General features: G+C 67.9%; 15 protein-coding genes. 6 read left to right on the top strand and 9 right to left on the bottom strand.

Going from position 1 to position 22,959, the window contains the following annotated elements; translation table 11 throughout:
- Window positions 1-4 precede the first annotated feature (4 nt).
- From ACVOMC_RS00385 to ACVOMC_RS00365, 5 genes are all read right to left on the bottom strand, one after another.
- Complete coding sequence (locus ACVOMC_RS00385; RefSeq protein ID WP_481522398.1) at window positions 5-1,594, bottom strand: family 43 glycosylhydrolase; 1,590 nt, start codon at window positions 1,592-1,594, stop codon at window positions 5-7.
- 88 nt (window positions 1,595-1,682) lie between these two features.
- Entirely contained in the window at window positions 1,683-2,966 is a 1,284-nt protein-coding gene (locus ACVOMC_RS00380; RefSeq protein ID WP_054658435.1) for a TRAP transporter large permease, read from the bottom strand.
- Window positions 2,967-2,969: 3 nt separating this feature from the next.
- Window positions 2,970-3,506, bottom strand: coding sequence for a TRAP transporter small permease (locus ACVOMC_RS00375; protein WP_054658433.1), 537 nt, complete (start codon window positions 3,504-3,506; stop codon window positions 2,970-2,972).
- Window positions 3,507-3,517: 11 nt separating this feature from the next.
- Window positions 3,518-4,522, bottom strand: coding sequence for a TRAP transporter substrate-binding protein (locus ACVOMC_RS00370; RefSeq protein ID WP_481522397.1), 1,005 nt, complete (start codon window positions 4,520-4,522; stop codon window positions 3,518-3,520).
- Between the two features lie 34 nt (window positions 4,523-4,556).
- On the bottom strand, window positions 4,557-5,384 hold the full coding sequence (locus ACVOMC_RS00365; protein WP_481522396.1) for a 2-keto-4-pentenoate hydratase: 828 nt from the start codon (window positions 5,382-5,384) through the stop codon (window positions 4,557-4,559).
- Window positions 5,385-5,515: 131 nt separating this feature from the next.
- Between ACVOMC_RS00365 and ACVOMC_RS00360 the strand changes: the two genes are divergently transcribed.
- The 4 genes from ACVOMC_RS00360 to ACVOMC_RS00345 all read left to right on the top strand — a co-directional run bounded on the left by ACVOMC_RS00360 (window position 5,516) and on the right by ACVOMC_RS00345 (window position 9,715).
- Entirely contained in the window at window positions 5,516-6,514 is a 999-nt protein-coding gene (locus ACVOMC_RS00360; protein WP_481522395.1) for an alpha/beta hydrolase, read from the top strand.
- On the top strand, window positions 6,511-8,112 hold the full coding sequence (locus tag ACVOMC_RS00355) for a carboxylesterase/lipase family protein (protein ID WP_481522394.1): 1,602 nt from the start codon (window positions 6,511-6,513) through the stop codon (window positions 8,110-8,112). Before ACVOMC_RS00360 ends, ACVOMC_RS00355 begins: the two co-directional genes overlap by 4 nt.
- Window positions 8,113-8,120: 8 nt before the next feature.
- On the top strand, window positions 8,121-8,990 hold the full coding sequence (locus ACVOMC_RS00350; protein WP_481522393.1) for a rhamnogalacturonan acetylesterase: 870 nt from the start codon (window positions 8,121-8,123) through the stop codon (window positions 8,988-8,990).
- An 80-nt stretch (window positions 8,991-9,070) separates the two neighbouring features.
- A complete protein-coding gene (locus ACVOMC_RS00345) occupies window positions 9,071-9,715 on the top strand; it encodes a cysteine dioxygenase family protein (protein WP_481522392.1) in 645 nt (214 codons plus the stop codon).
- 52 nt (window positions 9,716-9,767) lie between these two features.
- Here the strand turns inward: ACVOMC_RS00345 and ACVOMC_RS00340 are convergent, their stop codons facing one another.
- The 4 genes from ACVOMC_RS00340 to ACVOMC_RS00325 form a co-directional block, all read right to left on the bottom strand.
- Window positions 9,768-13,505, bottom strand: coding sequence for a LamG-like jellyroll fold domain-containing protein (locus ACVOMC_RS00340; RefSeq protein ID WP_481522710.1), 3,738 nt, complete (start codon window positions 13,503-13,505; stop codon window positions 9,768-9,770).
- Between the two features lie 87 nt (window positions 13,506-13,592).
- Entirely contained in the window at window positions 13,593-14,672 is a 1,080-nt protein-coding gene (gene pelA, locus ACVOMC_RS00335; protein WP_481522391.1) for a pectate lyase, read from the bottom strand.
- A 181-nt stretch (window positions 14,673-14,853) separates the two neighbouring features.
- The gene (locus ACVOMC_RS00330; protein WP_481522390.1) at window positions 14,854-18,015 is read right to left on the bottom strand and encodes a TonB-dependent receptor; all 3,162 of its coding nucleotides are present in this window, start codon (window positions 18,013-18,015) and stop codon (window positions 14,854-14,856) included.
- Between the two features lie 264 nt (window positions 18,016-18,279).
- The gene (locus ACVOMC_RS00325) at window positions 18,280-21,030 is read right to left on the bottom strand and encodes a TonB-dependent receptor (RefSeq protein ID WP_054659144.1); all 2,751 of its coding nucleotides are present in this window, start codon (window positions 21,028-21,030) and stop codon (window positions 18,280-18,282) included.
- A 270-nt stretch (window positions 21,031-21,300) separates the two neighbouring features.
- On the opposite strand from ACVOMC_RS00325, the gene ACVOMC_RS00320 reads away from it, so the two are divergent.
- A complete protein-coding gene (locus tag ACVOMC_RS00320) occupies window positions 21,301-22,323 on the top strand; it encodes a sugar kinase (protein WP_057505719.1) in 1,023 nt (340 codons plus the stop codon).
- The gene (eda, locus tag ACVOMC_RS00315; protein ID WP_481522389.1) at window positions 22,310-22,948 is read left to right on the top strand and encodes a bifunctional 4-hydroxy-2-oxoglutarate aldolase/2-dehydro-3-deoxy-phosphogluconate aldolase; all 639 of its coding nucleotides are present in this window, start codon (window positions 22,310-22,312) and stop codon (window positions 22,946-22,948) included. The genes ACVOMC_RS00320 and eda overlap by 14 nt, the downstream gene beginning before the upstream one ends.
- Window positions 22,949-22,959: the final 11 nt, after the last annotated feature.

Genomic DNA, 22,959 nt, shown 5'->3' with positions numbered 1-22,959 from the left:
GCGTTCAATCAAGAGCGCGGTAGCGGAACTGGCGGAAGTGCACCTTGCCGTCCCCCGCGGCGTAGATCGCCGGCTTCAGGGCAAGGAAGCCACCGGAGACATTGTGATGGTAGCCGGAGACTTCCATCTGAACGGGATACTTTTCCCAGTTCGTACCGTCGCGGGAGCTGTGCACGGTGAGGATATGGCGGTTGTTGGTGACCCGCAGCCACAGTTTGCCGCCGGTGGCACTGGGCCGGGGCCGGGTGGGGCGCTCATCGCCGTAGCGGTGCAGGATGAAATCCTCGCCGTTGCTGCCGACCCCGGCATACAGGCGGTCGCTGTAGAACAGCAGCGCGCCGCCGAAGGCGCCCGGTTCGATCTCCATTTCCACCTCGAACTGGTAGGCCACATCCCCGGCGATGGCGGTCAGCGGCGAGGCATCGCGCGGGGTGCGGCCCTTGCCCTGCAGGGTCAGGCCGTCCTTGCCGAAGCCCAGCCGCTGGTACTCGTCCTGCGCCGGGTTGAAGAACGACCACTGCGCGCCGAGCGTGTCGCCGCGGAAGTCGTCCGACAACGCCATGCCATGGGCCTGCGACTGGCCGGCCGGCTTGGCCAGCGGACGGCCCAGATCGCCGCCCTTGGCCACGAACCAGCCGTCCTTTGTCCATTCGATAGGCTCCAGCAGCATCTGCCGGCCCAGCGTCCAGTAACCGTTCTCGTAGCCGTGATAGACCATCCAGTCGCGGCCGTCCGTGCCTTCGACAATCGTGGCGTGGCCGCGCGACCACCACGGCTCGGCGCGGCTGACGGTGCGCGTGATCGGATTGTGCGGCGAGTTCTCCCATGGCCCGTGGATCGAACGCGAACGCGCGGTGATCACCATGTGTCCGGTCGGCGGGCCGGCGGTGCCGCCCACCGCGGTGGTCATGTAGTACCAGCCGTCGCGGAAGCTGATCTTCGGGCCTTCCTGGGCGTAGGCTTCCACGTCCCAGCTTTGCGGATAACGCCAGCCGTCATAGACGTGCTTCGGTTGCCCGACCACGCTCAGGCCGTCGTCGGCCAGCTGCACGTAATCACCGCCGGACAGGAACAGGTAGCGCTTGCCGTCTTCGCCCACCGCGTGGCCCGGGTCGATGTACTTGCCCAGGCCGATCTCGACCGGCTCGCTCCACGGGCCGCGGATGTCATCGGCCCACACCACCCAGTTGCTGCGCAGGTTGCCTTCGGTGCCGCCCACGCGTGCCGGGAAATAGATGAAGTAGCGGCCCTGGTGCTTGACGATGTCCGGCGCCCAGATCGAGCCGACATTCGTGCGGATCGCATGGCCCAGCGGCTGCCAGTTAACCAGGTCGCGCGAGTGCCAGATCGGCAGGCCGGGATAGGCATCGAACGAGGACAGGGTGAGGTAGTAGTCGTCACCATCCTTGAGCACCGACGGATCGGGACGGTCGCCGGCCAGTACCGGATTGAGGAAACTGCCATTGCCCAGATCGGCCTGGCGCTGGTGTTCGATGCCGCGCTTCCAGGGGGAGGGCGCCTCCTGGGCCAGCGCCGGGGCGGCGGCCAGCAGGCAACCGAGGGCCAGCGCGGCCAGGCTACGGGTCACGTTCATTCACTTCTCCACAGGCAGGGGGCCGGGGCTCCCGATCATCAGACAGCCGGAACGGTGCGCCCGCAGGCACGCCCGCCCCGTCGTTGCATCAGCTGCGCAGCAGCGCCGGCAGCCACAGCGACATGCCGGGGAACAGCGTCACCACCAGCAGCACCGCCAGCCCGGCCAGCCAGAACGGCCAGATGGTCTTCATGCTTTCACCGACGCTGATCTTGCCGATCGCGGTGCCGATGAACAGCACCGAGCCCACCGGCGGCGTGACCAGCCCCAGGCCACCGGTCAGCACCAGCACCAGGCCGAAGTGGATCGGATCGATGCCATAGGCCTTGGCCACCGGCAGGAAGATCGGCGTGCAGATCAGGATCAGCGGCGCCAGGTCCATGAAGGTGCCCAGCAGCAGCAGCATCACCACGATCATCAGCAGCACCGCGTACTTGCTGTGGGCGAAGGACTGCAGGAACTCAACCGCGGCGGCCGGCACCTGCAGGTAGGCCAGCAGCCAGCCGAACACGGCGGCGGTGGCGATCACGAACAGGATCACACCGGTACTGCGTGCGGCATGCACCACCGTTTCCATGAACTCCTTGATGCGCAGCTGGCGGTACAGCACGGCGGTGACCAGCAGCGCGTAGACCACCGCGATCGCCGCCGATTCGACCGCGGTGAAGATGCCGGCGCGGATGCCGAAGAAGATCAGCCCCACCAGCCCCAGGCCGGGCAGGGCGGCGATCAGGCGGGTGAACACCGCACGCATGCCCGGGAACGGCTCCACGCCGTAGCCGCGGCTGCGCGCCACCGCATAGCCGGTGACCATCAGCACCACGGTCATCAGCAGCGCCGGCACGATGCCGGCCGCGAACAGGTCGGCGATGGACAGGCCGCCGCCGGCCGCGGCCGAGAACAGGATCAGGTTGTGCGAGGGCGGCACCAGCAGCGCCACCAGCGCCGCGGTGATGCTGACGTTGACCGCGAAGTCGCGGTCGTAACCGCGCTTGACCATCTGCGGGATCATCGTGCCGCCGACCGCCGAGACATCGGCGATGGCCGAACCGGAGACACCGCCGAAGAACAGCGAGGACAGGATCGAGACCTGGCCCAGGCCGCCGCGCAGGCGCCCGACCAGCGAGGAGGCCAGCGCGATCAGGCGCTCGGAGATACCGCCGCGCATCATGATTTCACCGGCGAAGATGAACAGCGGAATGGCGATCAGCGAGGCCGAACCGGTACCGGCGGAGATCTGCTGCACCAGCACGATGCTGGGCAGGTCCAGGTACAGCAGGGTGGCCAGCGAGGCCGCGGCCAGCGCATAGGCCACCGGCACGCCGATCAGCAGCAGCACGCCGAACACGGCAAACAGGATTGCGATACCCATGGTTCAGCGGTCTCCTTCAACAGCGGCGGCGGCCATGGCCACGTCCACGCGCAGCGACAGCAGCAGGCGGTTGAGCGCGAACACCGCCATCAGCGCCCCGCCGAGGCTCAGCGGCAGGTAGTTCACGCTTTGCGGCAACGCGGCGCCAGCGGTCTTGATGTGCAGGCCGTCGCTCCACAGCAGCCAGCCCCAGACGGCGATGAAACCGCCGATGGTGGCGATGATCAGCGGCACCAGCGCCTCGACCAGGCGCCGGAACAGCGGGTTCATGTGCTCGGCCAGCAGGTAGAAGCCGAAGTGGCGGTTGGTGTGCACGCCGGCGGCGGCGCCCATGCTCATCGTCGTGCTCAGCAGCAGCAGCGTCACCGGCTCGGTCCAGCTGGGCGAATCGTTGATCACGTAGCGGGCGAACACCTGCCAGCCCTGCACCACGACCAGCCCGAGCAGGGCGAGCACGGCGATATGGATGACCACCGTGGCCAACTGCTCGAGCAGCTTCTGCGGGCCGGTCAGGATCGGAGTTGCGTTGGAATCGGACATCAGGACGGACCTCAGGCGAAATCGCGGATGCGGCGGTGGAGGGCGGCGATCTCCGGCTGCTGCAGGTACTGCCGCAGCAACGGCGCGGCCGCCGCACGGAAGGCCGCCATATCCACCGCGTTGGCCTCCACTCCAGCCGCCAGCACCGCCTGCCGCGCCTTGTCCTCGGAGGCGTCCCAGGCGCTGCGCATCTGCTGCACCGACTGCCGCGCCAGCTCCAGCAGCAGGCCACGGTCGGCCGGGCTCAGCGCCTCCAGGCTGCGGCGCGACATCAGCAGGATGTCCGGCGCGTAGGAGTGCTCGCTCTGCGACCAGTAGCGGGCCGCCTCGAAATGGCGGCTGGAATGGAAGCTGCGCATGTTGTTCTCGGCGCCGTCGATCATGTGCGTCTCCATGCCGGAGAACGTGTCGCCCAGCGACATCGGCGTCGGGTTGGCGCCGAACAGGCGCATCAGCTGCAGGAAGATGTCCGAGCTGGCCACCCGCAGCTTCAGCCCGTGCAGCTGCCTGGGCTCCACGATCGGATGCTTGGTGTTGTAGAAGGAGCGTGCGCCGCAGTCGTAGATCGCCAGCCCGACCAGATCGCGGCTCTCGAAGCCGCGCAGCACGTCCTCGGCGATGCCGCTGTCCAGCGCGTGGCGCATGTGCGCGACCGAGTCGAACACGTACGGCAGGCACAGCGCGCGGGTCAGCGGGAAAGCGTTGTTGAGCGCACCCGAATACACCCGGGTGATATCGATCGCGCCGAACCGGGCCATGTCGATGGCCTCGGACTCGCGGCCGAGCTGGCCGGAGTGGTACTGGTTCAGGCGCAACCGGCCGCCGGTCTGCAGTTCGAGCTGCTGGCCGATCCATTTGACCGCGGTGACCGTGGGATAGTCGGCCACATGCACGTCGGTGGCGGTCAACAGCTGGCCGCCACGGCCGGCATTGCCGCCGCCGGCCGAACACGCCCCCAGCAGCGGCGCGGCCAGCGCGCCCAGGCCGGTGGTAAGAAAACCTCTGCGAGTGATCATTGCGCCCTCCGCGCGTACCCGCTGTACGGACCGGTCAGCCGGCCGCCACAGCCTTGCAGGAAATATCGCCATGGCCTTCAAAGCGGATCACCGCCTGCTGGCCCACCGCGATGTCATGGATGCCGGTGGCATTGCCGGTGGCGATCAGCTCGCCCTTCTTCAGCGGCCGCCCGCGCCTGGCCGAACGCGACAGCGCGAACGCATAGGCCGCGCGCAGGCCCCCGGGCAGATTACCCGCGCCGCCGGTGCCGACCACCTCACCGTCGATCTCGGTGCTGGCACGCAGCTGCGATTCGTCCAGCGCCGTCCAGTCGGGAATCTCCGCCGCCAGCACCAGGCCATTGTTGTTGCCGAAATCCGACACCACCACCCGCGGGCCGAGCTGGTTGATCGTGGCCAGCGGGCTGCTGGCCACTTCCACGCCGATGAACATCCGTGCCGGCAACGCCGCCGCTTCCTCCGGCGTCCACTCCAGCTTGTCGGCCGGGGCATCGGCCTGCAGCTGCAACACGTACTCGGCCTCGACCGCGGCAAAACCGCCGGCGCCGGAAAACACCGGAATGTCGTTGATGCCACCGGTAGCATTCCAGAGATGGCGCGAGAACACCGGGCCCAGCAGGCGCTCGTCACCGGACCCATCGCGGCGCTCCGGCGCGATGAAACCGACCTTCCAGCCCACCACCGCATCGTCCCAGCGGGCGATGGCCAGGTCCTGCACCCGGTAGGCGGTGACCAGATCCTCCGGGATCTCGCCCGGGAAGTCCGGAAGCGATGCGCCGTTGCGGCGGGCATCGACAAAGCTGCGGGCAATAGCGTCCAGCCCTGCGGTCTGCGGGTCCTGGCTGTCCTGGTCGTTGCTCAAGTGAGTCTCCTGATGGCTTTGCTGCACCGCGCATCGACAGTGCCGTGACTGGCTGTATATGGTAAACCGGTGTCATCTTGCAATGTGCAGTGCACCAGACCCGCCCGTCCCCTCCTTGCATGCCTCCCTCGATGCCGAACCGGAAACTCCCCAAACCCTTGCATTCAAAGCGTCTTGCGACTGTTCTGGCTTTTCTGTGGTCAATTCCGGGACTGGCCGCGGCCATCGAACCGGAGCCGGGATCGCCGGACCGGGTCGCGCTGTGGTCACAGGCGGTGCCACCGGGAGACAAGCCGCTGCCGCAAGCGACGCGCATCGTCGAGCGCAGCACCGATCCGGCGCTGCCGGACCGCTATATCGACCATGTCAGCGCGCCCTATCTGGTGGCCTACCGACCGGCCCGGCCCAACGGCAGCGCGCTGCTGGTGATCCCCGGTGGTGGCTACCAGCGGGTGGTGCTTGACAAGGAGGGCACCGCGCTGGTGCCGGCGTTCGTCGAACAGGGCGGGGTGACCCTGTTCGTGCTGCGTTACCGGCTGCCCGGCGAAGGCCGCGCCGACCGCGAGGCGGCACTGGCCGATGCGCAGCGCGCGCTGCGGCTGATCCGCCACCGCGCCGGCGGCTGGGGCATCGACCCGCGGCGGATCGGGGTGATGGGGTTTTCCGCCGGCGGCCACCTGGCCGCGCGGCTGGGCAACGGCTTCGATACGCCGGTATCCCCGGCCACCGATGCCATCGACACGGTCAGCGCCCGGCCGGATTTCCAGCTGCTGGTCTATCCGGTGATCGACATGGAAGGGCCCGACAGCCATGCCGGCTCGCGCGAACGGCTGCTCGGTGGCGCCGATACCCCTGCACTGCGGCAGCGCTATTCGATGCAGCAGCAGGTCAGCGCAAGCACGCCGCCGACCTTCCTGCTGCACGCCGCCGATGACGAGGTGGTGCCGGTCGGCAACAGCCTGCTGTTCTACCACCGCCTGCAACAGGCCGGCATCCCCAGCGAAATGCACCTGTTCCCGCGGGGTGGACATGGCTTTGGCACGCGTGGCACCGCCGGCCTGACCACCGCCGTCTGGCCGCAGCTGGCGCTGGCCTGGATCGCCGCACAATCGCCGGAGGCGAACCGATGAGCACGACTTCTTCTCCCCCGGCCCGGCGCGACTTCCTGCGCCGCAGCGCGCTGCTGGGTATCGCCGCCGGTCTGGGCAGCCCCGCCCTTGCAGGCACGCCGGCCAGCCCCAGCCCGATCGCACGACTGCGCAGCGGCAGGGTCGCCGGGCAGACCGAGCAGGGCATCCAGGTGTTCCGCGGCATTCCCTATGGCGGCGATACCGCACCGCGCCGGTTCCAGCCGGCGCTGCTGGAAGCACCGTGGCGTGGCATCCGCGATGCGCTGGACTACGGCCCGGCCGCACCGCAGGGCGGGGACGAAGGTCCGGGCAGCGAGGACTGCCTCTACCTCAATGTCTGGACCCCGGCGCTGCGCGACGGCGGCAAGCGGCCGATCCTGTTCTATATCCACGGCGGCGCCTACAACAACGGCTCCGGCAGCGATCCGCTGTACGACGGCGGCAATCTTTGCCGGCGCGGCGATGTGGTGGTGGTCACCGTCAACCACCGCCTCAACCTGTTCGGCTACCTCTATCTGGCCCAGCTCGGCGACGAGCGCTTTGCCGACTCCGGCAACGTCGGCCAGCTGGATCTGGTGCAGGCGCTGCAGTGGGTGCGCCAGCACGCCGCCGAATTTGGCGGCGATGCCGGCAACGTGACCGTGTTCGGCCAGTCCGGCGGCGGCGCCAAGATCGCCACGCTGATGGCGATGCCGGCCGCGCAGGGTCTGTTCCACAAGGCGTGGACGATGAGCGGGCAGCAGGTCACCGCCGCCGGCCCGCGCGCGGCCAGCCAGCGCGCGCAGCAGGTGCTGGACCATTTCCAGGGTGATGCCGAAACGCTGCGGCGCCTGCCGATGGCGCAGCTGCTCGAAGCGGTGAAGCTGCGCGATCCCTCGCGCGTGGAGAACACCGCGCTGTACTTGGGGCCGGTGCTCGATGCCCGCAACCTGCCGGTGCATCCGTTCTGGCCGCAGGCCCCCGCGCAGTCGGCCGGCATCCCGATGGTGATCGGCAACACCCGCGACGAGACCCGCGCCTTCCTCGGCAACGACCCCAAGCACCATGCGCTCAGCTGGGAAGAACTGCCGGCCAAACTGGAAACCCAGCAGTACGTCGACCTGCTGCCCTCGGTGGTGATCGCCGAATACCGGCGGCTGTACCCGCAGTACACGCCCTCGGAGGTGTTCTTTGCCGCCACCACCGCCGGCCGCTCGTGGCGCGGCGCGGTCGAGGAGCTGGAAGCGCGTGCCCGGCAGGGCGCACCGACCTGGGCCTACCAGCTGGACGGATACGACCGCGACGGTGACGCCGCGGCGCTGCGCGCCTTCCACACGCTGGATATTCCGCTGGTGTTCCACAACAACGCCCAGCCCGGCTCACGTACCGGCAGCGGGGCGGCGATGCAACAGCTGTCGGAGACGATGGGCGATGCGCTGCTGGCCTTGGCCCGCACCGGCGACCCCAACCATGCCGGCCTGCCGCGCTGGGACCGCTACGGACTGGCCCGCCGCCAGACCATGGTGTTCGACACGCCGAGCCGGCAGATGGACGACCCGCGCGGCGGCGAACGCCGGCTCTACCAGCAGGCCCCCTTCGTCCAGCGCGGTACCTTCTGAGCCCGATCATGACCTTGCGACCGTTGCTGTTTTCTCTCGCCCTGGCGCTGACGCCGGCAGTGGCCTGCGCCGCACTGGATCCGTCCATCACCGAGCGGCCCACGCCCACCCCGGTCCGCGCCAGCAAGATCGTGCTGGTCGGCGATTCCACCACGGCGGTGCAGGGCGGCTGGGGTGCGGCATTCTGCGCGCGCCACGTCAGCGCGTTCCTGAGCTGCGTGAACCTGGCCCGCGGCGGTCGCAGCAGTTACAACTACCGCGCCGAGGGTTCGTGGGACATCGCCCTGCAGGAGATGCGGCCCGGTGCCTACCGCGACGTGCATGTGCTGATCCAGTTCGGCCACAACGACCAGCCCGGCAAGCCGGGGCGCTCGACCGATCTGCAGCACGAATTCCCGGACAACCTGCGCCGCTACGTGCGCGAGGTCCGCGCCGCCGGCGCCGTGCCGGTGCTGCTAACACCGCTGACACGCCGCCAGTTCCGCACCGGGGTGCTGATCGACGATCTGGCGCCGTGGGCCGACGCCACCCGCCGTGTCGCCGCCGAGCTGGACGTGCCGCTGGTGGATCTGCACGCGCGCAGCACCGCCGCGGTGCAGGGCATGGGCCCGGTGCAGGCGATGCGCTTTGCCCAGGCGCCGGCGTTGCCGGTCCAGGTCAGCGCGGCGCAGGCCGGCACCACCATCGGCGTGCCGCCAGTACCCGGCACGCCGGCGCCCGGCGGGGTCGATGCCAACGCGGTCGAACCGATGGGCCAGGCCAAGATCGCCTTCGACTACACCCACCTCGGTCCGGAAGGCGCGGGTTTCTTCGCGGCGATGGTGGCCGACGAGCTGGCACAGCAGGTGCCGGCGCTGCGCCGCAACTTGATTCCCTGAGAACTCTCGGAAGGCGTCCATGCTCCACCCGGCTCGGGCCTCGGAACACAGCGATAACCGCTCTGGCTTAATATCGACTGATGCATGATGACCTCCACCGCTACCCGCCGTTCCCGGGCCGCCAGCGCCTGCTGGCCGCGCTCGACCAGGCCATCCAGCAGCCCGATATCGCGGCGATCACCCACAGCGTGCAGCAGGTGCTGCGCGAGGCGATCGCCGACGACCAGATCGTCCTGCCGGCGGGCGTCCACGAGCCCGTCCACGATCACTACGCCCGCCGCGAGCTGTATCGCAGCGCGGCGCACGGTTACAGCGTGGTGGCGATGACCTGGGGCCCGGGGCAGGCGACCCCGCTGCATGACCACAGCGGGCTGTGGTGCGTGGAAGGCGTGTGGAACGGCATGCTGCAGATCACCCAGTACGCGCTGCAGGCGCAGGCCGGCGAGCGGTTCCAGTTCCGGGCCGGGCGCGGGCTGCTGGCCGGACGCGGCAGCGCCGGCTGCCTGATCCCGCCGCACGAGTACCACACCATCTGCAACCCGAGCCCCGATCAGATCGCGGTGTCGGTGCACGTCTACCAGCAGGTGATGGAGCGCTGCACGGTGTTCCTGCCCGATCCGGCCCACCCGCACTGGTATCTGCGCGAAACCCGCGATCTGCAGACCGAGGCGGACCAGCCGCCGCAGGCCATGCCGCGCGACACGCCGGTGGCCATCAGCGGCTGAGCGCAGCGGCCGGCGCCCGAACCGCTCAGGTCCGGGCGCCAGGCAGCGGCGATCAGTGCAGCGGCAGGCTGTTGTTCAGCGCCGTCACCTCGGCCACCTCGCCGTCCTGCAGCACCTGCACGCGCGCCCCTGCGCGCACGAAACCGGCCGGTAACGGCAGCTGCACGGTCACCGTCTTGGGCAGCAGATCACTGGGCGCCGGCAGTGCCGGAATCACCGCCCGCGCCACTTCCCGGTCGCGGGCATCGCGCACCACGGCCACGCCGGGGACGGTGGCGACATGGCCCAGGCTGTGCACGGTCAGATGCAGCGTGTCGCCTTCGATGCGCAGATCGCCGCGGCCGATGCCCAGATCGGCACGCCCGCTGACCGGGGTGCCGGCCTGGATCCGTTCGAACTCGAAACGCTGGGTCTTGCCCGGCACGAATTCCAGTGGCGTGGCCATGCTCTTTTCGAAATCGATCTCACGCAGCTGCACCCGCCCGTCGATGCGGCCGTCGCCATCGGCATCGATGCCGCTGCGCACCTGCCAGCGGCCGGCGGCCACGTTCCAGCCGGTCATCTGCACCGCCTGCTTGCGGCCGCTGAGGTTGTAGGCGGTGACGCTGAAGCGCTCGGGCGAGGGCGCGTCCACCAGCAGCGCGACCTGCTCGGCGGCGGCAGCGTCGGCAAAGCTCCAGCTCACCGTGTGCCCCGGCCAGCTCTGGTTGCGCTTCAGCGCGATACCGCCCAGCCGCGCGCGCTGCAGGAACTCGCTCGGCGCCTCGACCCGGTCACTCCACCAGTGGCCTTCGGTGTTCATGTACTCGCGCTGTGCCTTGGCCTGGATGCCCTCGGCGTGCAGCTGCTCCAGGTACCGGGTGTCGCCGGTGAGCTGCCAGGCGGTGACGCTGGCGAAGCCGCTGCCACCGTTGTCGGCCTCGGCGATCAGCTGCTTGCCCCAGTCCTGTTCGCGGCCCAGCACCTGCACGAAGTTCTCGCCCAGGTTGGACAGCGCGCCGGGGCCACCACGCTGCACGCGGTAGTCCAGCCCCTGCAGATATCGGTCGTCACCACTCCAGCGCCACGCGGCCCAGAAGGTGTGCATCACATCGCCACTGCCCGAGCCCTGGTTCAACTCGCCGCCGCGGGTCTGCCCGGTCGCCCAGTTGATTTCATTGGGCAGGGTGAAGCGGCCCTTGTCGTCGGTGTAGGCGTGCGCCAACCAGCTGTCGGCCAGGCCGGTGACCAGCTTGCGACCGGTCGGATCGGCGTTGTACTCGCCGATCAGGAAGGCCGGATGCAACGCCGGGAACGAGTACGGCTTCTGCCACTGCCAGTTCGGCTCGCGGTAGACCTTGTTGCCGCCGAACCAGTTGCTGGAAAACAGCAGGTGGCCCTGCGGATTGGGCAGAATGATGCGCTCGTCGAAGGCCTTGACCGTTTCCATCAGCCGTTCGACGGTCAGCGGATCGCCCCAGTTGAGGTAGAGCATCGCGCTGTTGGCGTTGATGCCTTCCTCGTAGGAATGCAGCTCGTCGGTCTCGATCGTGCTCAGGCCGTTGGCGAACATGCCGTTGCGGTAGATCGCATCGGACAGCGCGGTCAGCGAGGCGTTGAGCTTGTCCGGCTGCACGCCCATCAAGGCCAGTCCCGGCCACTGCTGCACCAGGTCCGAATCATCGGACAGGCCACCGCCGAAATCGCCATAGGCGACCTGGCGGTTCTCGATCCACCAGTCGATGAAACGGCGCACGTACTTGAGGTCTTCGGTCTGCCGGAACGCCCACAGCGGCACGCCCTTGGGCGCGGCCGGCTGCGCGAACGGCGGCTTGCCCTGGCTGTTGTAGCTGATGTAGTTCCAGTACAGGCGGCCCAGTTCGTGGTCCGGATCCACCCGCAGCAGGTCGCTCAGATCCGCATAGACGCGCGCGTACAGGCGCTGGCGCTTGGAGGTGGTGTGCTCCTCGACCAGGAAACCCCAGTTGTCGCGTACCTGGTTGAAGCGGTCGGCCACGTGTTCACCGAGCGCCTGCTTGCGGTCCTTGAATACAAGGCGTACTTCGCCACCATCCAGTGATGCGGCATTGAAGCCCGGTGCCGCCGAGGCCACCGAGATCCACAGGCTGTCGGCGGTGAGGATGCGGTCACGCAGGTCCAGCCACAGCGTGCGCTTCTGCCCGGGTTTGACCGAGACCGATACGTCGATCATGTCGCGCGCCGGCCAGATCGGGTCCTTGATGCGGATGTTCAGCGGGATCAGTCCGTCGTGCGTGGCCGGCAGGTCCAGCGCCGGAATGTCGATGGCCACCCCGTCCAGGCCGTCATGCATGTTCTCCCAGCTGTGCGCCCAGCTGCGGATCAGCGGCTGCGCGGCCGGTGCATCACCCACGCCGGAGGGAATCAGCACATGCACGATCGGCAGCGGATCGGCCGGCAAGGTGCCGGCGCCGCGCTTGCGTGCCCCGGCCCCCTTGGGCAGCGCCATCACCGTGCTGCGTTCGGCCTGTGGATAACGGCCGTCGATATACGCCCGCAGCGCGGCGATGTTGGTGTAATCGGGCAGCACGCTGCTGTCGATCAGGTAGCGCTGCTTGACCGTGCCTGCCGGCTCGGCGGCGTCGCTGACGTGGTAGCCCCAGATCTCCTGGATCGGCGTTTCCTGCTCGGTGTTGCGGAAGTGCAGCTGACCGCCGCGCTGCGCGGCGAAGCTGTCGACACTGCGCACCACGCCCTGCGGCCGGGTGAACAGCGTTCCGGCGGTGCCAGCCAGGGTGCCGAATGCGGCGCCGCGGATCTCCACCCGGTTGATGGTTTCACCGTCGGGCACGGTCAGGTCCAGCTGCTGGCCGCCCTCGACATAGGTGTTCCAGTCCGGCAGCTGGAAATAGTCGTCACGCCCGGCCAACCGCGAGCGGTTGTAGACGCCCGGCCAGGTGGTCTCGGCGATACCGTCGGTGCCTTTCCACATCCACTGTTTGAGGTCCTTGACGTCGGCAAACTCGACCTTGCGGATCGTCGTGGTCGACGCAGCCAGTGCCGGTGGCGGCGCGCCGTCCCAGCCGTGGCGATGCCACCAGCTGCGCTGCGAGGGCGCGACGGTGGGCGCCACGGGCGGCTCGGCATGGCGGGCGAGGGCGGCCACCGCCTCGCCATCAAGCAGGCGGTCGTAGACGCGGATCTCGTCGAAGTCGCTGCCACGCAGGAAGTTGTAGCGGCTCTGCACCTGGTAGGGCGCCATCACCCGCCCGGCCAAGCCGAGCTGGTCCAGCGCCGCATCGTAGTCGCCGGTGGTCTGCGCACGCGCGACTTCCTTGCCATCGACAAAAAGTTTGACGCCGTGGTCTTCATCCCAGCCGAAGGCGATGTGCTGCCACTGCTGTGGCGACGGGTTTTTATCCAGCTTGAACGAGACGCGGGTGCGCGCCAGGTTGGCGTCGGTAACGAACGCATCGAAGCCGTGGCCGTTCCAGTCGATGCGCAGCCAGGCCATGTCCCAGCTGCTGTGGTCGGCATAGCCGACGCGGAAGATCACGAACGGCGCCTCGCCCACGGCATAACGCGAACGCCAGAAGAACGACAGCGTGCCGCGCTGGGCGTGGATGTTGCCCGGCGCATTCCACGACAGCACGCCATCATCGGCCCACTCGATCGCGCTGCCCCGCGCGCCGTCGGCGACGATCTTCACCTTGTCCTGGAAGTTGGGGGTGGCATCGCCCGCGGCGCGATCGGCGTCAAACCCCTCATCGGCGGACACCTGGAACAGCAACTGGGCCGGTGCCGCCCATGCCGTGGGCGCCTGCAGCAGCATGCCCAGCGCGCAGGCCAGAAGGGAGGGACGCAAACAAGTCTTCGGGTTCATCAGCTCACTCTTTCCACACATGTTTCTTCACTGCCGTCACTGCACCGCGGGTACCGGGGCGCCGTGCGGCGACACGCCCCAGCGCGCACGCCATGCCGGCCATTCGCTGCGCAGCAGTTTCTCCGGCCACACTCCATACCACGCATAGCCGACACGGCGCTCGTTGGGAATGGCCGCGAACTGCGCAACCTGCACGCCGTCACGATTGACGAACATCGGCTGCTGGTGCTGCAGGTCGTAGAACCGCGCCCACAGCGATGCGCCGGGCCGTTGCACGATCCGCACATCGCGTCCGCTTTCCTGTTCGGGCGCCTCGACCGTCTCCAGCGCCACATCCGGCAGCCGGTGCGCCTGCAACCAGCGTACGCCCGCCTCCACCGCGGCCACCTGTGCCGGTGAGGGATCGCGCTGGCGCATCAGCAACCGCAGCACCCCGACCGATTCGGCCACCGCCAGCGACGGCAGCTCGTAGGACCGCGCCTTGGCCGGCAGCAGCGTGACCTCGTCGTACTGCGCCGCCCAGAGGGTCGGGAGACCCTCGATGCGCACCTGGGTGGCCAGCACGCAGTCCAGCCCACGTGCCAGCGCGGCCTGTGCGGCGGAGCCGAACTCGGGCGCCAGCAGTGCCGTCTCATCGCGTGACTCGACGATGTCCTGCAGCAGCTCCAGCACCCGGGTCATGGCATCGTCGTTGAAGGTGATCTGGTGGCGGTAGAACGAACGGTCCGGGTAGTACTGCGGCCAGCCGCCGTTGGGATACTGCGCGGCCAGCAGATAGCTCACCCCGCGGCGCGCGGCCTGCAGATAGGCCGGGTTGCCGGTGCGGGCGTGGGCCTGCAGCAGATAGCGAATCTCCGACGTGGTGGCCTTGTTGTCGAGCGTGGCATCGTCCTTGCGCCCGGGCGCGCGCAGCGCGTCACGTTCGACCGCGCTAAGCGGGCGACGGTAGTCCACCGCCTTGCCGCGATAGTGCTTGGACCAGCCGCCGGAGGCGGTCTGCAGCAGCAGCATGGTCTCGGCCTGCGGATCGGTGCGGGCGGCCGCGTGCACGGTCGCGGCCGGTGTCAGCAGTGTCGCCAGCAGCAAAGCGCGGAGGAATCGAAGCACTGCATTCATCGGATAGGTCTCCAGTCGCCCGGGATCCGCGCACGGGAGGCGCCGCCGGCGTGCGCCTCCGTCAGGGTGCGCAGCCGGGGCGACAGACATCGGTAGCGGAAACACCCCCGGTGTCCCACACCGTCGCCACCGCAGCAGACCCGCGCGGCGCGGGCGCCTGCGCCGCGCGGCGGGCGCTTGCTCAGAACTTGTAGCGGGCACCGAGGTAGTACTGGCGGCCGGTGACGGTGTAGCGGTCGGCCAGCTGCAACGACGAATCGACGTAGCGGCTGTCCGGCGTATCGAGCAGGTTGATCGCCTCGAAGGTCAGCGAGAGCTTCTTGCTCAGGCGGTGGGACATGTTGAAGTCGACGTTGCGCACGCTGTCCTTGCCGGTCACATCGGCGGTGGTCAGCTGCTTGCCATCCAGGTCCCAGACGTTCTCGCGGCTGAGGATCTCGCCGATATAGCCGTCGCGGTAGCTGGTGGAGACACGCGCACTGAAGGTGCCGTCGTCGTAGTACAGGGTGGCGTTGTACGAGTTCGGCGACAGGTTGACCAGGTCGTTCTCGGTGAAGGTGGTGGTGACACTGGTGTTGCTGTTGGCCGCCGTGCTGAACATGTACTTGATGCTCGACTCGACGTGGGTGTAGTTCAGCTGGATGCCGAACTTGCTCCAGATGCCCGGCAGGAAGGTGAAGGGCTGCTGGTAGGTCAGCTCGTAGCCCTTCAGCGGGCCACCGGGGGTGTTGTAGTAGCTCTGCACGTTGAACAGCGTGTCGGCGGTGAAGCCGGCCGGCAGCAGATCCAGCGAGTAGCCCATGTCGCCCCAGGTGGTCAGCAGGCGGGTGCGCTGCACATAGCTTTCGATGTCCTTGTAGAACACCGCCGCCGATAGCAGCGCGCCTTCGGCGAAGTACCACTCCGCGCTCAGGTCGTAGTTGGTCGAACGGAACGGATCAAGCTTGGGATTGCCCAGGTTGATGGCGAACACGCGGCCGTCGTCGAAGTAGCCGGTGGGGCCTCCGCTGACGCTGGGCGAGAGGTAGGCCAGAGTCGGCCGCGCCATCGTCTTGGCCGCGCCAAAGCGCAGCACCACGTTCTCGGCCACGTCCCAGGCCAGGTTCAGCGAGGGCAGCACGTCCTGGTAGCTGTGGTTGACGATCGAGCGCACCAGCGAGCGCTCGCCGGCCGCGGCGGTGGCACTGGCCACGCCGAAGAACGACTCGCAGTTGGCCGAGTTGTTGCCCGTCGTGGCTGCGTTGCACGGCGCCCAGCCCGAGGCGCTGATCTGCGTATCGACCACGCGCACGCCCAGGTTGCCGCGGAACGCGCGATCCAGCAGCTCGGTGTTGAAATCCAGCTGCAGGTAGCCGCCCAGGCTCTTTTCGTTGACCTCGAAGTTGTTGTTGGACGCGCCGAAGTGGCCAACACCGGCCAACCGGTAGTCGCCCCCCTGCACTCCTTTGTCGCAGTTGCAGTTGATGTCCAGCAGCGTGGCGATCTTGTCGAAATCCGGCACCAGCCAGCCGCTGGGCACATTGCCCGACAGGTTCTTGCCGAAGCCGGTCAGCGTGGTGCTCAGGTCGGCGATGCTCACCCCGGCCGGCAGCGCCTGGGCCAGGCGGCCGTAGCTGATGTGTCGGTACTCTTCCGACGCCATGTCGTAGTCCTTGTAGGCAAGGCCGGTACGCAGGGTGAAGGTCGGATTGAGGTTGAACTGCAGGTCGAGCTTGGCGGTGTCGAAGGCGTTGCTGACGTAGCTCGGATTCAGGCGCACTTCGCTGATGTTGCTGCCGCGCGAGGTGCCATTGCTGTTGACCGGCACCGCGCCGTAGCCCAGCCACGACCACGCCGCCGGATCATTGAGCGCGAACGGCAGGGTCATTGCCGGCATGTCGCCGCCGTTGCGCATGTCCATCACGAAGCCGTCGATGTTGCTGTTGTCGAAGCTGACCAGCGAGAACACCGGGCGCTCGTAGTCGGAGCGGGAATGGCCGACCTGCGCCTCCAGCTTCACCGCATCGTTGAAGTGGTGGTCCAGGTTCAGGCTGTACTGCTGGAATCGGGTCGATTCCTGGATCTGGCTGGACTCGGTGCGGAAGTCGACGTTGTCGAACACGCCATAGACCAGCCGGTTCTGCGCATCCACCTCGGCCTCGCGCACCACGATCTGGGTCTTGCCACCGAGGTTGGCGGCACGGTGCAGGTTGGCGCCGAGCGAATCCTCGCGCTGGTCCTTGTCCAGCTGCGAGTACATCGCATCGAAGCTGAGCAGGGTGTCGTCGGAAACCTTGAACTGCAGCGCGCCGGTGACGCCCAGCCGCTCGATCTCGTGCGCGGTGCGGATATAGCGCGGGTAGCGCGGGATCCAGGCGTTGGTGGCGGTTTCGTAGGCGGCGATGTTCGCGGCGGTGGCCGTCGGGCGTGGCAGGCCGGTGCCGCAATGGGTGGCGCTGATGCCGTAGCTGCCCCAGCCGTTGTTGCGGTCCTGGTTGGCCTGGCTGCCGCTGCCGGCCGGGGTCTCGTTGGAGGCCGGATTGCGCGGCGTCTGCGGGTTGTAGCCCAGCGGTGAACAGAAGCCGTAGGTGCCGTTGTTGGCGGCGTTGGACTGGTTGGAGTTGCGGTGGTTGCCGTGCTCCCAGCGCACCGGGTTGTAGCCTTCCTCGTAGACGTTGCGCTTGCTGTAGGACGCCGACAGCAACGCGCCGAAGCGGTCATCGGCCCAGGTGTTGCTGATCAGCGCCGACACGCGCGGATCGTAGTCCCTGGCCAGCTCGCTGTATCCGGCCTGGGCGCTGGCCGAGGCCTGGAACCCGTCGAAATCGAACGGACGCGAGCCGCGCAGGTCCACCGTCGAGCCCAGCGAACCTTCGTCCATCTGCGCCGACTGGGTCTTGTTGACCTTGACCTGGGAAAACAGCTCCGAGGCGAAGGTGTTGAAGTCGAAGCCGCGGCTGCGGTTGACGCCGCTGCTGCCGTTGCCGGCGGTGGCCAGCGCCTCCAGTCCGTTCAGGCGCACCCGGGTGAAGTCCGAGCCCAGACCGCGGATCGAGATGCGCTGGCCTTCACCGCCCTCGCGGTCGATCGACACGCCGGCGATGCGCTGCAGCGACTCGGCCAGGTTCTGGTCGGGGAACTTGCCGATGTCCTCGGCATAGATGGCATCGACCTGTTCGGTCGAATAGCGCTTCTCGTCCAGCGATTTCTGCAGGCTCTGGCGGTAGCCGGTGACGGTCAACCCGTCCAGTTCGGTCGGGCTGGCCGGCACGGTGGCCTGTTGGGCCAGTGCGGCCGGGGTCGCCAGCACCGAAGTGATGGCGAGGGCAAGCAAGGTAACCGGTGTCTTTCTGATCTGGCGCATACGACGATCCATGTAATGGGCTCCTCCCCGGAGGGACTCGGTCAACGTGGCAACGAAGCAGGGGCGGTGGCGAGGGCTGATCGCGCTGGCAGCCCCGGCCAGCACGGGCCGGGGAGTGTTCGATACGCCAGCACAGGTCCAGCAGCGCACAGACGCAACCGCGCAGGAGCGGTCTGCCGGACGCCGGCAGCGCCGCGCTGTGGACAACGGAACAGGGCCGGGTCGGTGGGGGCGACCCGGCCCTTCACAGGCCCGGTGGAACGGTCAGAACTTGTAGCGCAGGCCCAGCGTGTACTGGCGGCCGGTTTCGCTGTATTCCAGCGGCAGCGAGACCGACGGATTGGCCACCCACGATTCCTGGGCTTCGTTGGTCAGGTTGGCGCCTTCCAGGCTGATCTCCAGCTGGTCGCTGATGCGGTAGTGGATCGAGGCATCGACGAAGGTGGTGCCGCTCTGGCCATGCACACCCAGGCCCTTGCTGTCGAAACCGGCTTCGGTGCCCGGCACCTGGATCAGGTAGTCGTCGCGGTTGGTCGCCGAGACGCGGCTGGACCACTTCTCGCCTTCATAGAACAGGGTGGCGTTCCACGAGTTGCGCGACAGACCGGTCAGGTCGGCCTTCTGCGCCAGGACGCCGGCGCCGGTGACGTACTGGATCTTGGATTCGACGTAGGTGTAGTTCAGCTGCGTGCCGAGGTTGGACCACTTGCCCGGCAGGAAGGTGAACGGCTGGGTGTAGTTGAACTCCACGCCGGTCAGGTCGCCACCGGGGGTGTTGACCGGGGTGCTGAACACGAAATCGTCGGTGACGGCGGCGTTGAGGTTCTCCAGCAGGCTGGCCGGCAGGCCGCTGCTCGCATACGGACGGGTTTCGCGGGTGTTCTGGATGAAGCTCTCGATGTCCTTGTAGAACAGGCCGACACCGAGCATCGCCCCTTCATTGAAGTACCACTCGAAGCCCAGGTCGGCGGTCTTGGCGCGCACCGGATCCAGCAGCGGGTTGCCGCCACTGACCGTCTTGGCACTGCCGCTGACGCTGACCGTCACACCCGGCGTCAGGCTGCCCAGGCCCGGACGCGACATCACCTTGGCCGCACCGAAGCGGACCAGGAAGTCCGGGGTGATCTCGGCCACCAGGTTCAGCGAGGGCAGGAAGTCGTTGTACTCACGGGTCACGGTGGTGGTGATCGGCGTACCGCTGGCCGTGGCCACGCCGGTGGAGGTCTGCTTGGTCTTGACGTAACGCGCGCCGAGGTTGCCCGAGACCGGCACCGCACCGATGTCGAAACCGAACTTACCCATCAGCCAGGCGCCGCGATCCTGCTCCTGCACGTTGCGGATGCTGGCGTTGTAGTCGGCCAGCGCGTAGATGCCTTCGCCGCTGAGGATGTCGAACTCGCTGGCGATGCCGTTGAAGTTCGGCACCACCCACTTGCCCGGTGCGCCGGTCATGCCCTGCAGCGCGGCCAGTTCGGTCATGTTGACCGGCACGATCTTGCTGCCGTTGAAGGTCGGCACCACGGTTTCGTTGCCGACGCGGCGACGCTCCATCGAATCGAAGCCGAAGTTCTTGGCCTGCACGCCGCCTTCCAGCGTGAACGAGGGCCCGATCACCCACGAGAACTCCAGCTGGCCGTTGTCGAACTCGTTGGTCACGTAGTTCTGGCGCAGGCGGATCGTGGACAGGGTCCAGCCATTGGGATCGGTCGGATCCACGCCGTAGTTGAACACCGGCTTGTTGACGTTGCCGCGGTAGTCGTAGCTGTAGCCCTGGACATTGAGCTTGTCCATCATGACCGTGGCCTGGACCGGGTTGTCGTGCTTGGAGCGCGAGGTACCCACCTTGCCGGTGATGGTGAAGTTGTCGCTCAGACGGTGCTCGCCATCCAGGCTGATCTGGTAGAAGTCCGTGCTCCACTCGTCGTGGCGGTTTTCGGCGCGGATATCGACGTTGTCCATCCTGGCGTAGACCAGCGCGCCGTTGCGCACCTCGCCATCGGTGACCAGGATTTCCTTTTTGCCGTCGTTGGACGACTTGCTCAGGCCGTTGGCCTCGATGTACTTCTCGTCGCGCTTGGCGTCGATCTTGGAGTACAGCGCATCCAGGCTGAAGGTGGTGCGGTCGGACGGCTTGAACTGCAGTGCACCGGTCACGCCCAGACGCTTCTGGTCATGCTCCATCAGCGTGTAGCGCGGGAAACGCGGCGCATACACATCCGTCTTCAGCGCGTCCTTGAACGGCGAGGCCGCGTTGAAGCCGCCATTGGTGCCGCCACCGGCCCAGCGCACGGTGCCGGAGCCTTCCTCGACGGTCTCCCGCTCCGAGTAGGCCACCGACAGCAGCGCGCCGAACTTGCCGTCGGCCCAGCTGTTGGCGATCAGGCCGGCAAAGCGCGGCATCGCCGACTGCGAGGCATCGTTGTAACCGGCCTGCACGTTGCCGACGATGGTCAGGCCGTCATAGTCGAACGGACGCGCGGTACGCAGATCGACCGTGGCACCGAGCGAGCCTTCCTCGACATCGGCCGAGGCGGTCTTGCGCGCGATCAGCTGCGAGAACAGGTCCGCGGCGAACACGTTGAAATCGAAACCGCGGCCGCGGTTGGTGCCGCCCTGGCCGTCGCTGCTGCCGACCGTGCTCAGCGCTTCCAGGCCGTTGATGCGCACGCGGGTGAAATCCGGACCCAGGCCACGCACCGAGATGTTGCGGCCTTCGCCGCCATCCCGGGTGATCACCACGCCGGGGATGCGCTGCAGCGACTCGGCCAGGTTGCTGTCGGGGAACTTGCCGATATCCTCGGCAACCACCGCATCGACCACGCCGCTCTCGCCGCGTTTGATGTCCAGCGCCTTCTCGACGCTGGCGCGGTAGCCGGTGACGGTGACGGTGTCCAGTTCGGTCGCGGCTGCGCCGCCGGCATCCTGCGCCAGCACGGCACCGGAGTGCAGGGCCAGGCTGATGCCCAAAGCGAGCAAGGTAACCGGTGTCTTTTTCTTCGCGTTACGTGGATCCATGTGCTTCCCCTCTCCAAGGTCTACATGTGATGCGGTGTTCTTGTTGTGTCATCCGCTGAATGACACCGCTAGTCAAAACGGAAAGTAGCAGCTGCGTGAAAGAGGAGCATCTTGCACTGCAGCAGGGGGAAAACGCGTGCCAAACCGTTGTCCAGGCACTGCTGGCGGGCAGTGCGGGACAGGACAGCAGGGACAGGATCCACTTATGACACCGATGGTCAAACTTCCGTGCCATCATTCCCGGAAATCGACTGCAAGCAGGAGCGCTTGATGAATTTCCCCCGTGTGGTCTGCTTTGGCGAGCTGCTGTTGCGGCTGGGCGCCCCCGGTAACCAGCTGCTGCTGCAGAGCCCGGCGCTGGAGGTGCATTGTGGCGGCGCCGAGGCCAATGTCGGCGTGTCGCTGGCCCACTTCGGCCACGACGTGGCGATGGTCAGCGTGGTCGCCGACAACCCGCTGGGCGCGGCGGTGACCGGCGAGCTGCGCCGGCACGGGCTCGACACCAGTCGCGTGCGACGCAGCGAGGGCCGCATGGGCCTGTACTTCCTGACCACCGGCGCCGGCCATCGGCCCAGCGAGGTGGTCTACGACCGCGCCGATTCGGCCTTCGCCAACGCCCGCGCCGACAGCCATGACTGGCCGGTGCTGCTGCACGGCGCGCAGTGGCTGCACCTGTCCGGGGTCAGCCCGGCGCTTGGCCCGGAGGCCGCACAGGCCACGCTGGATGCGGCCCGCGCGGCGGTGGCGATGGGGATCAAGGTGTCCTTCGATGGCAACTTCCGGCCCAAGCTGTGGGAGCGCTGGGGTGGCGATGCCACGGCGATCCTGCGCGACCTGTTCGACTGCGCGCATATCGGGTTCGCCGACTACCGCGACATCGGTGTGGTGCTCGGCGGGCAGTTCGCGCAGGCCGATGCCCAGGCGCGCGTGGATGCGGCCGCGGCGATGGCCTTTGCCGCCTTCCCGCGCCTGCAGTACATGGCGTGCACCCAGCGCACCGCGCACAGCGTGGACCGGCATTCGCTCGGCGCGATGCTGCTCGGCCGCGACGGCACCCGTGCCATCGCCCCGGAAGAGACGCTGACCGGCATCGTCGATCGCATCGGTGGCGGTGACGCGTTTGCCGCCGGCGTGCTGCACGGGCTGATCGAAGGCTTCGATGCCGGGGCCACGATCCGCTTCGGGTTGGCCGCCGGCTGCCTGAAACACTCCATTCCCGGTGACTTCAACCCGGTCGGCGTCGCCGACGTGATGGCCCTGGTGGGCGAAGGAAAATTCGATGTCCGGCGCTGATCCGCGCGTGCGCGCAATCCTGAAACTGGCACCGGTGATTCCGGTGTTCACCCCCAACGACATCGACGATGCGGTGCAGGTGGCCAACGCGCTGTTCCGCGGGGGTCTGCCGGTGATCGAGGTGACCCTGCGCACCCCGCGCGCGATGGACGCGATCAAGGCGATGGTCGAGGCCGTGCCCGAGGCGGTGATCGGCGCCGGCACCGTGCTCGAAGGCCGGCAGCTGGAGCAGCTCAAGGCCGTGGGTGGCCGCTTCGCGGTTTCGCCCGGCGCCACCGACCGGCTCTATGCCGCCGCGCGTGATGTCGACCTGCCGTTCCTGCCCGGCGTGGCCACCTCCTCGGAGCTGATGCGCGGACTGGAGCACGGCCTGGACACGTTCAAGTTCTTCCCGGCGGTGCAGGCCGGCGGCGCGGCGATGCTGTCGGCGTGGAACGGCCCGTTCGGCGATGTGCGCTTCTGTCCGACCGGCGGGATCAGCGCGCAGACCGCGCCACAGTTCCTGCACCTGCCCAACGTGCTGTGCGTGGGCGGCTCGTGGCTGACCACCGGCGAGCTGCTGCAGTCACGCGACTGGGCCCGGATCGAGCAGCTGGCGCGCGAAGCGGCCGTGCTGGCCGGCTGATCCACCCGCCG

The sequence above is a fragment of the Stenotrophomonas sp. STEN014 genome (assembly GCF_056760315.1).
The sequence above is the reverse complement of the archived record's forward strand: the minus strand, read 5'-3'. Positions and strand labels throughout refer to the sequence as shown.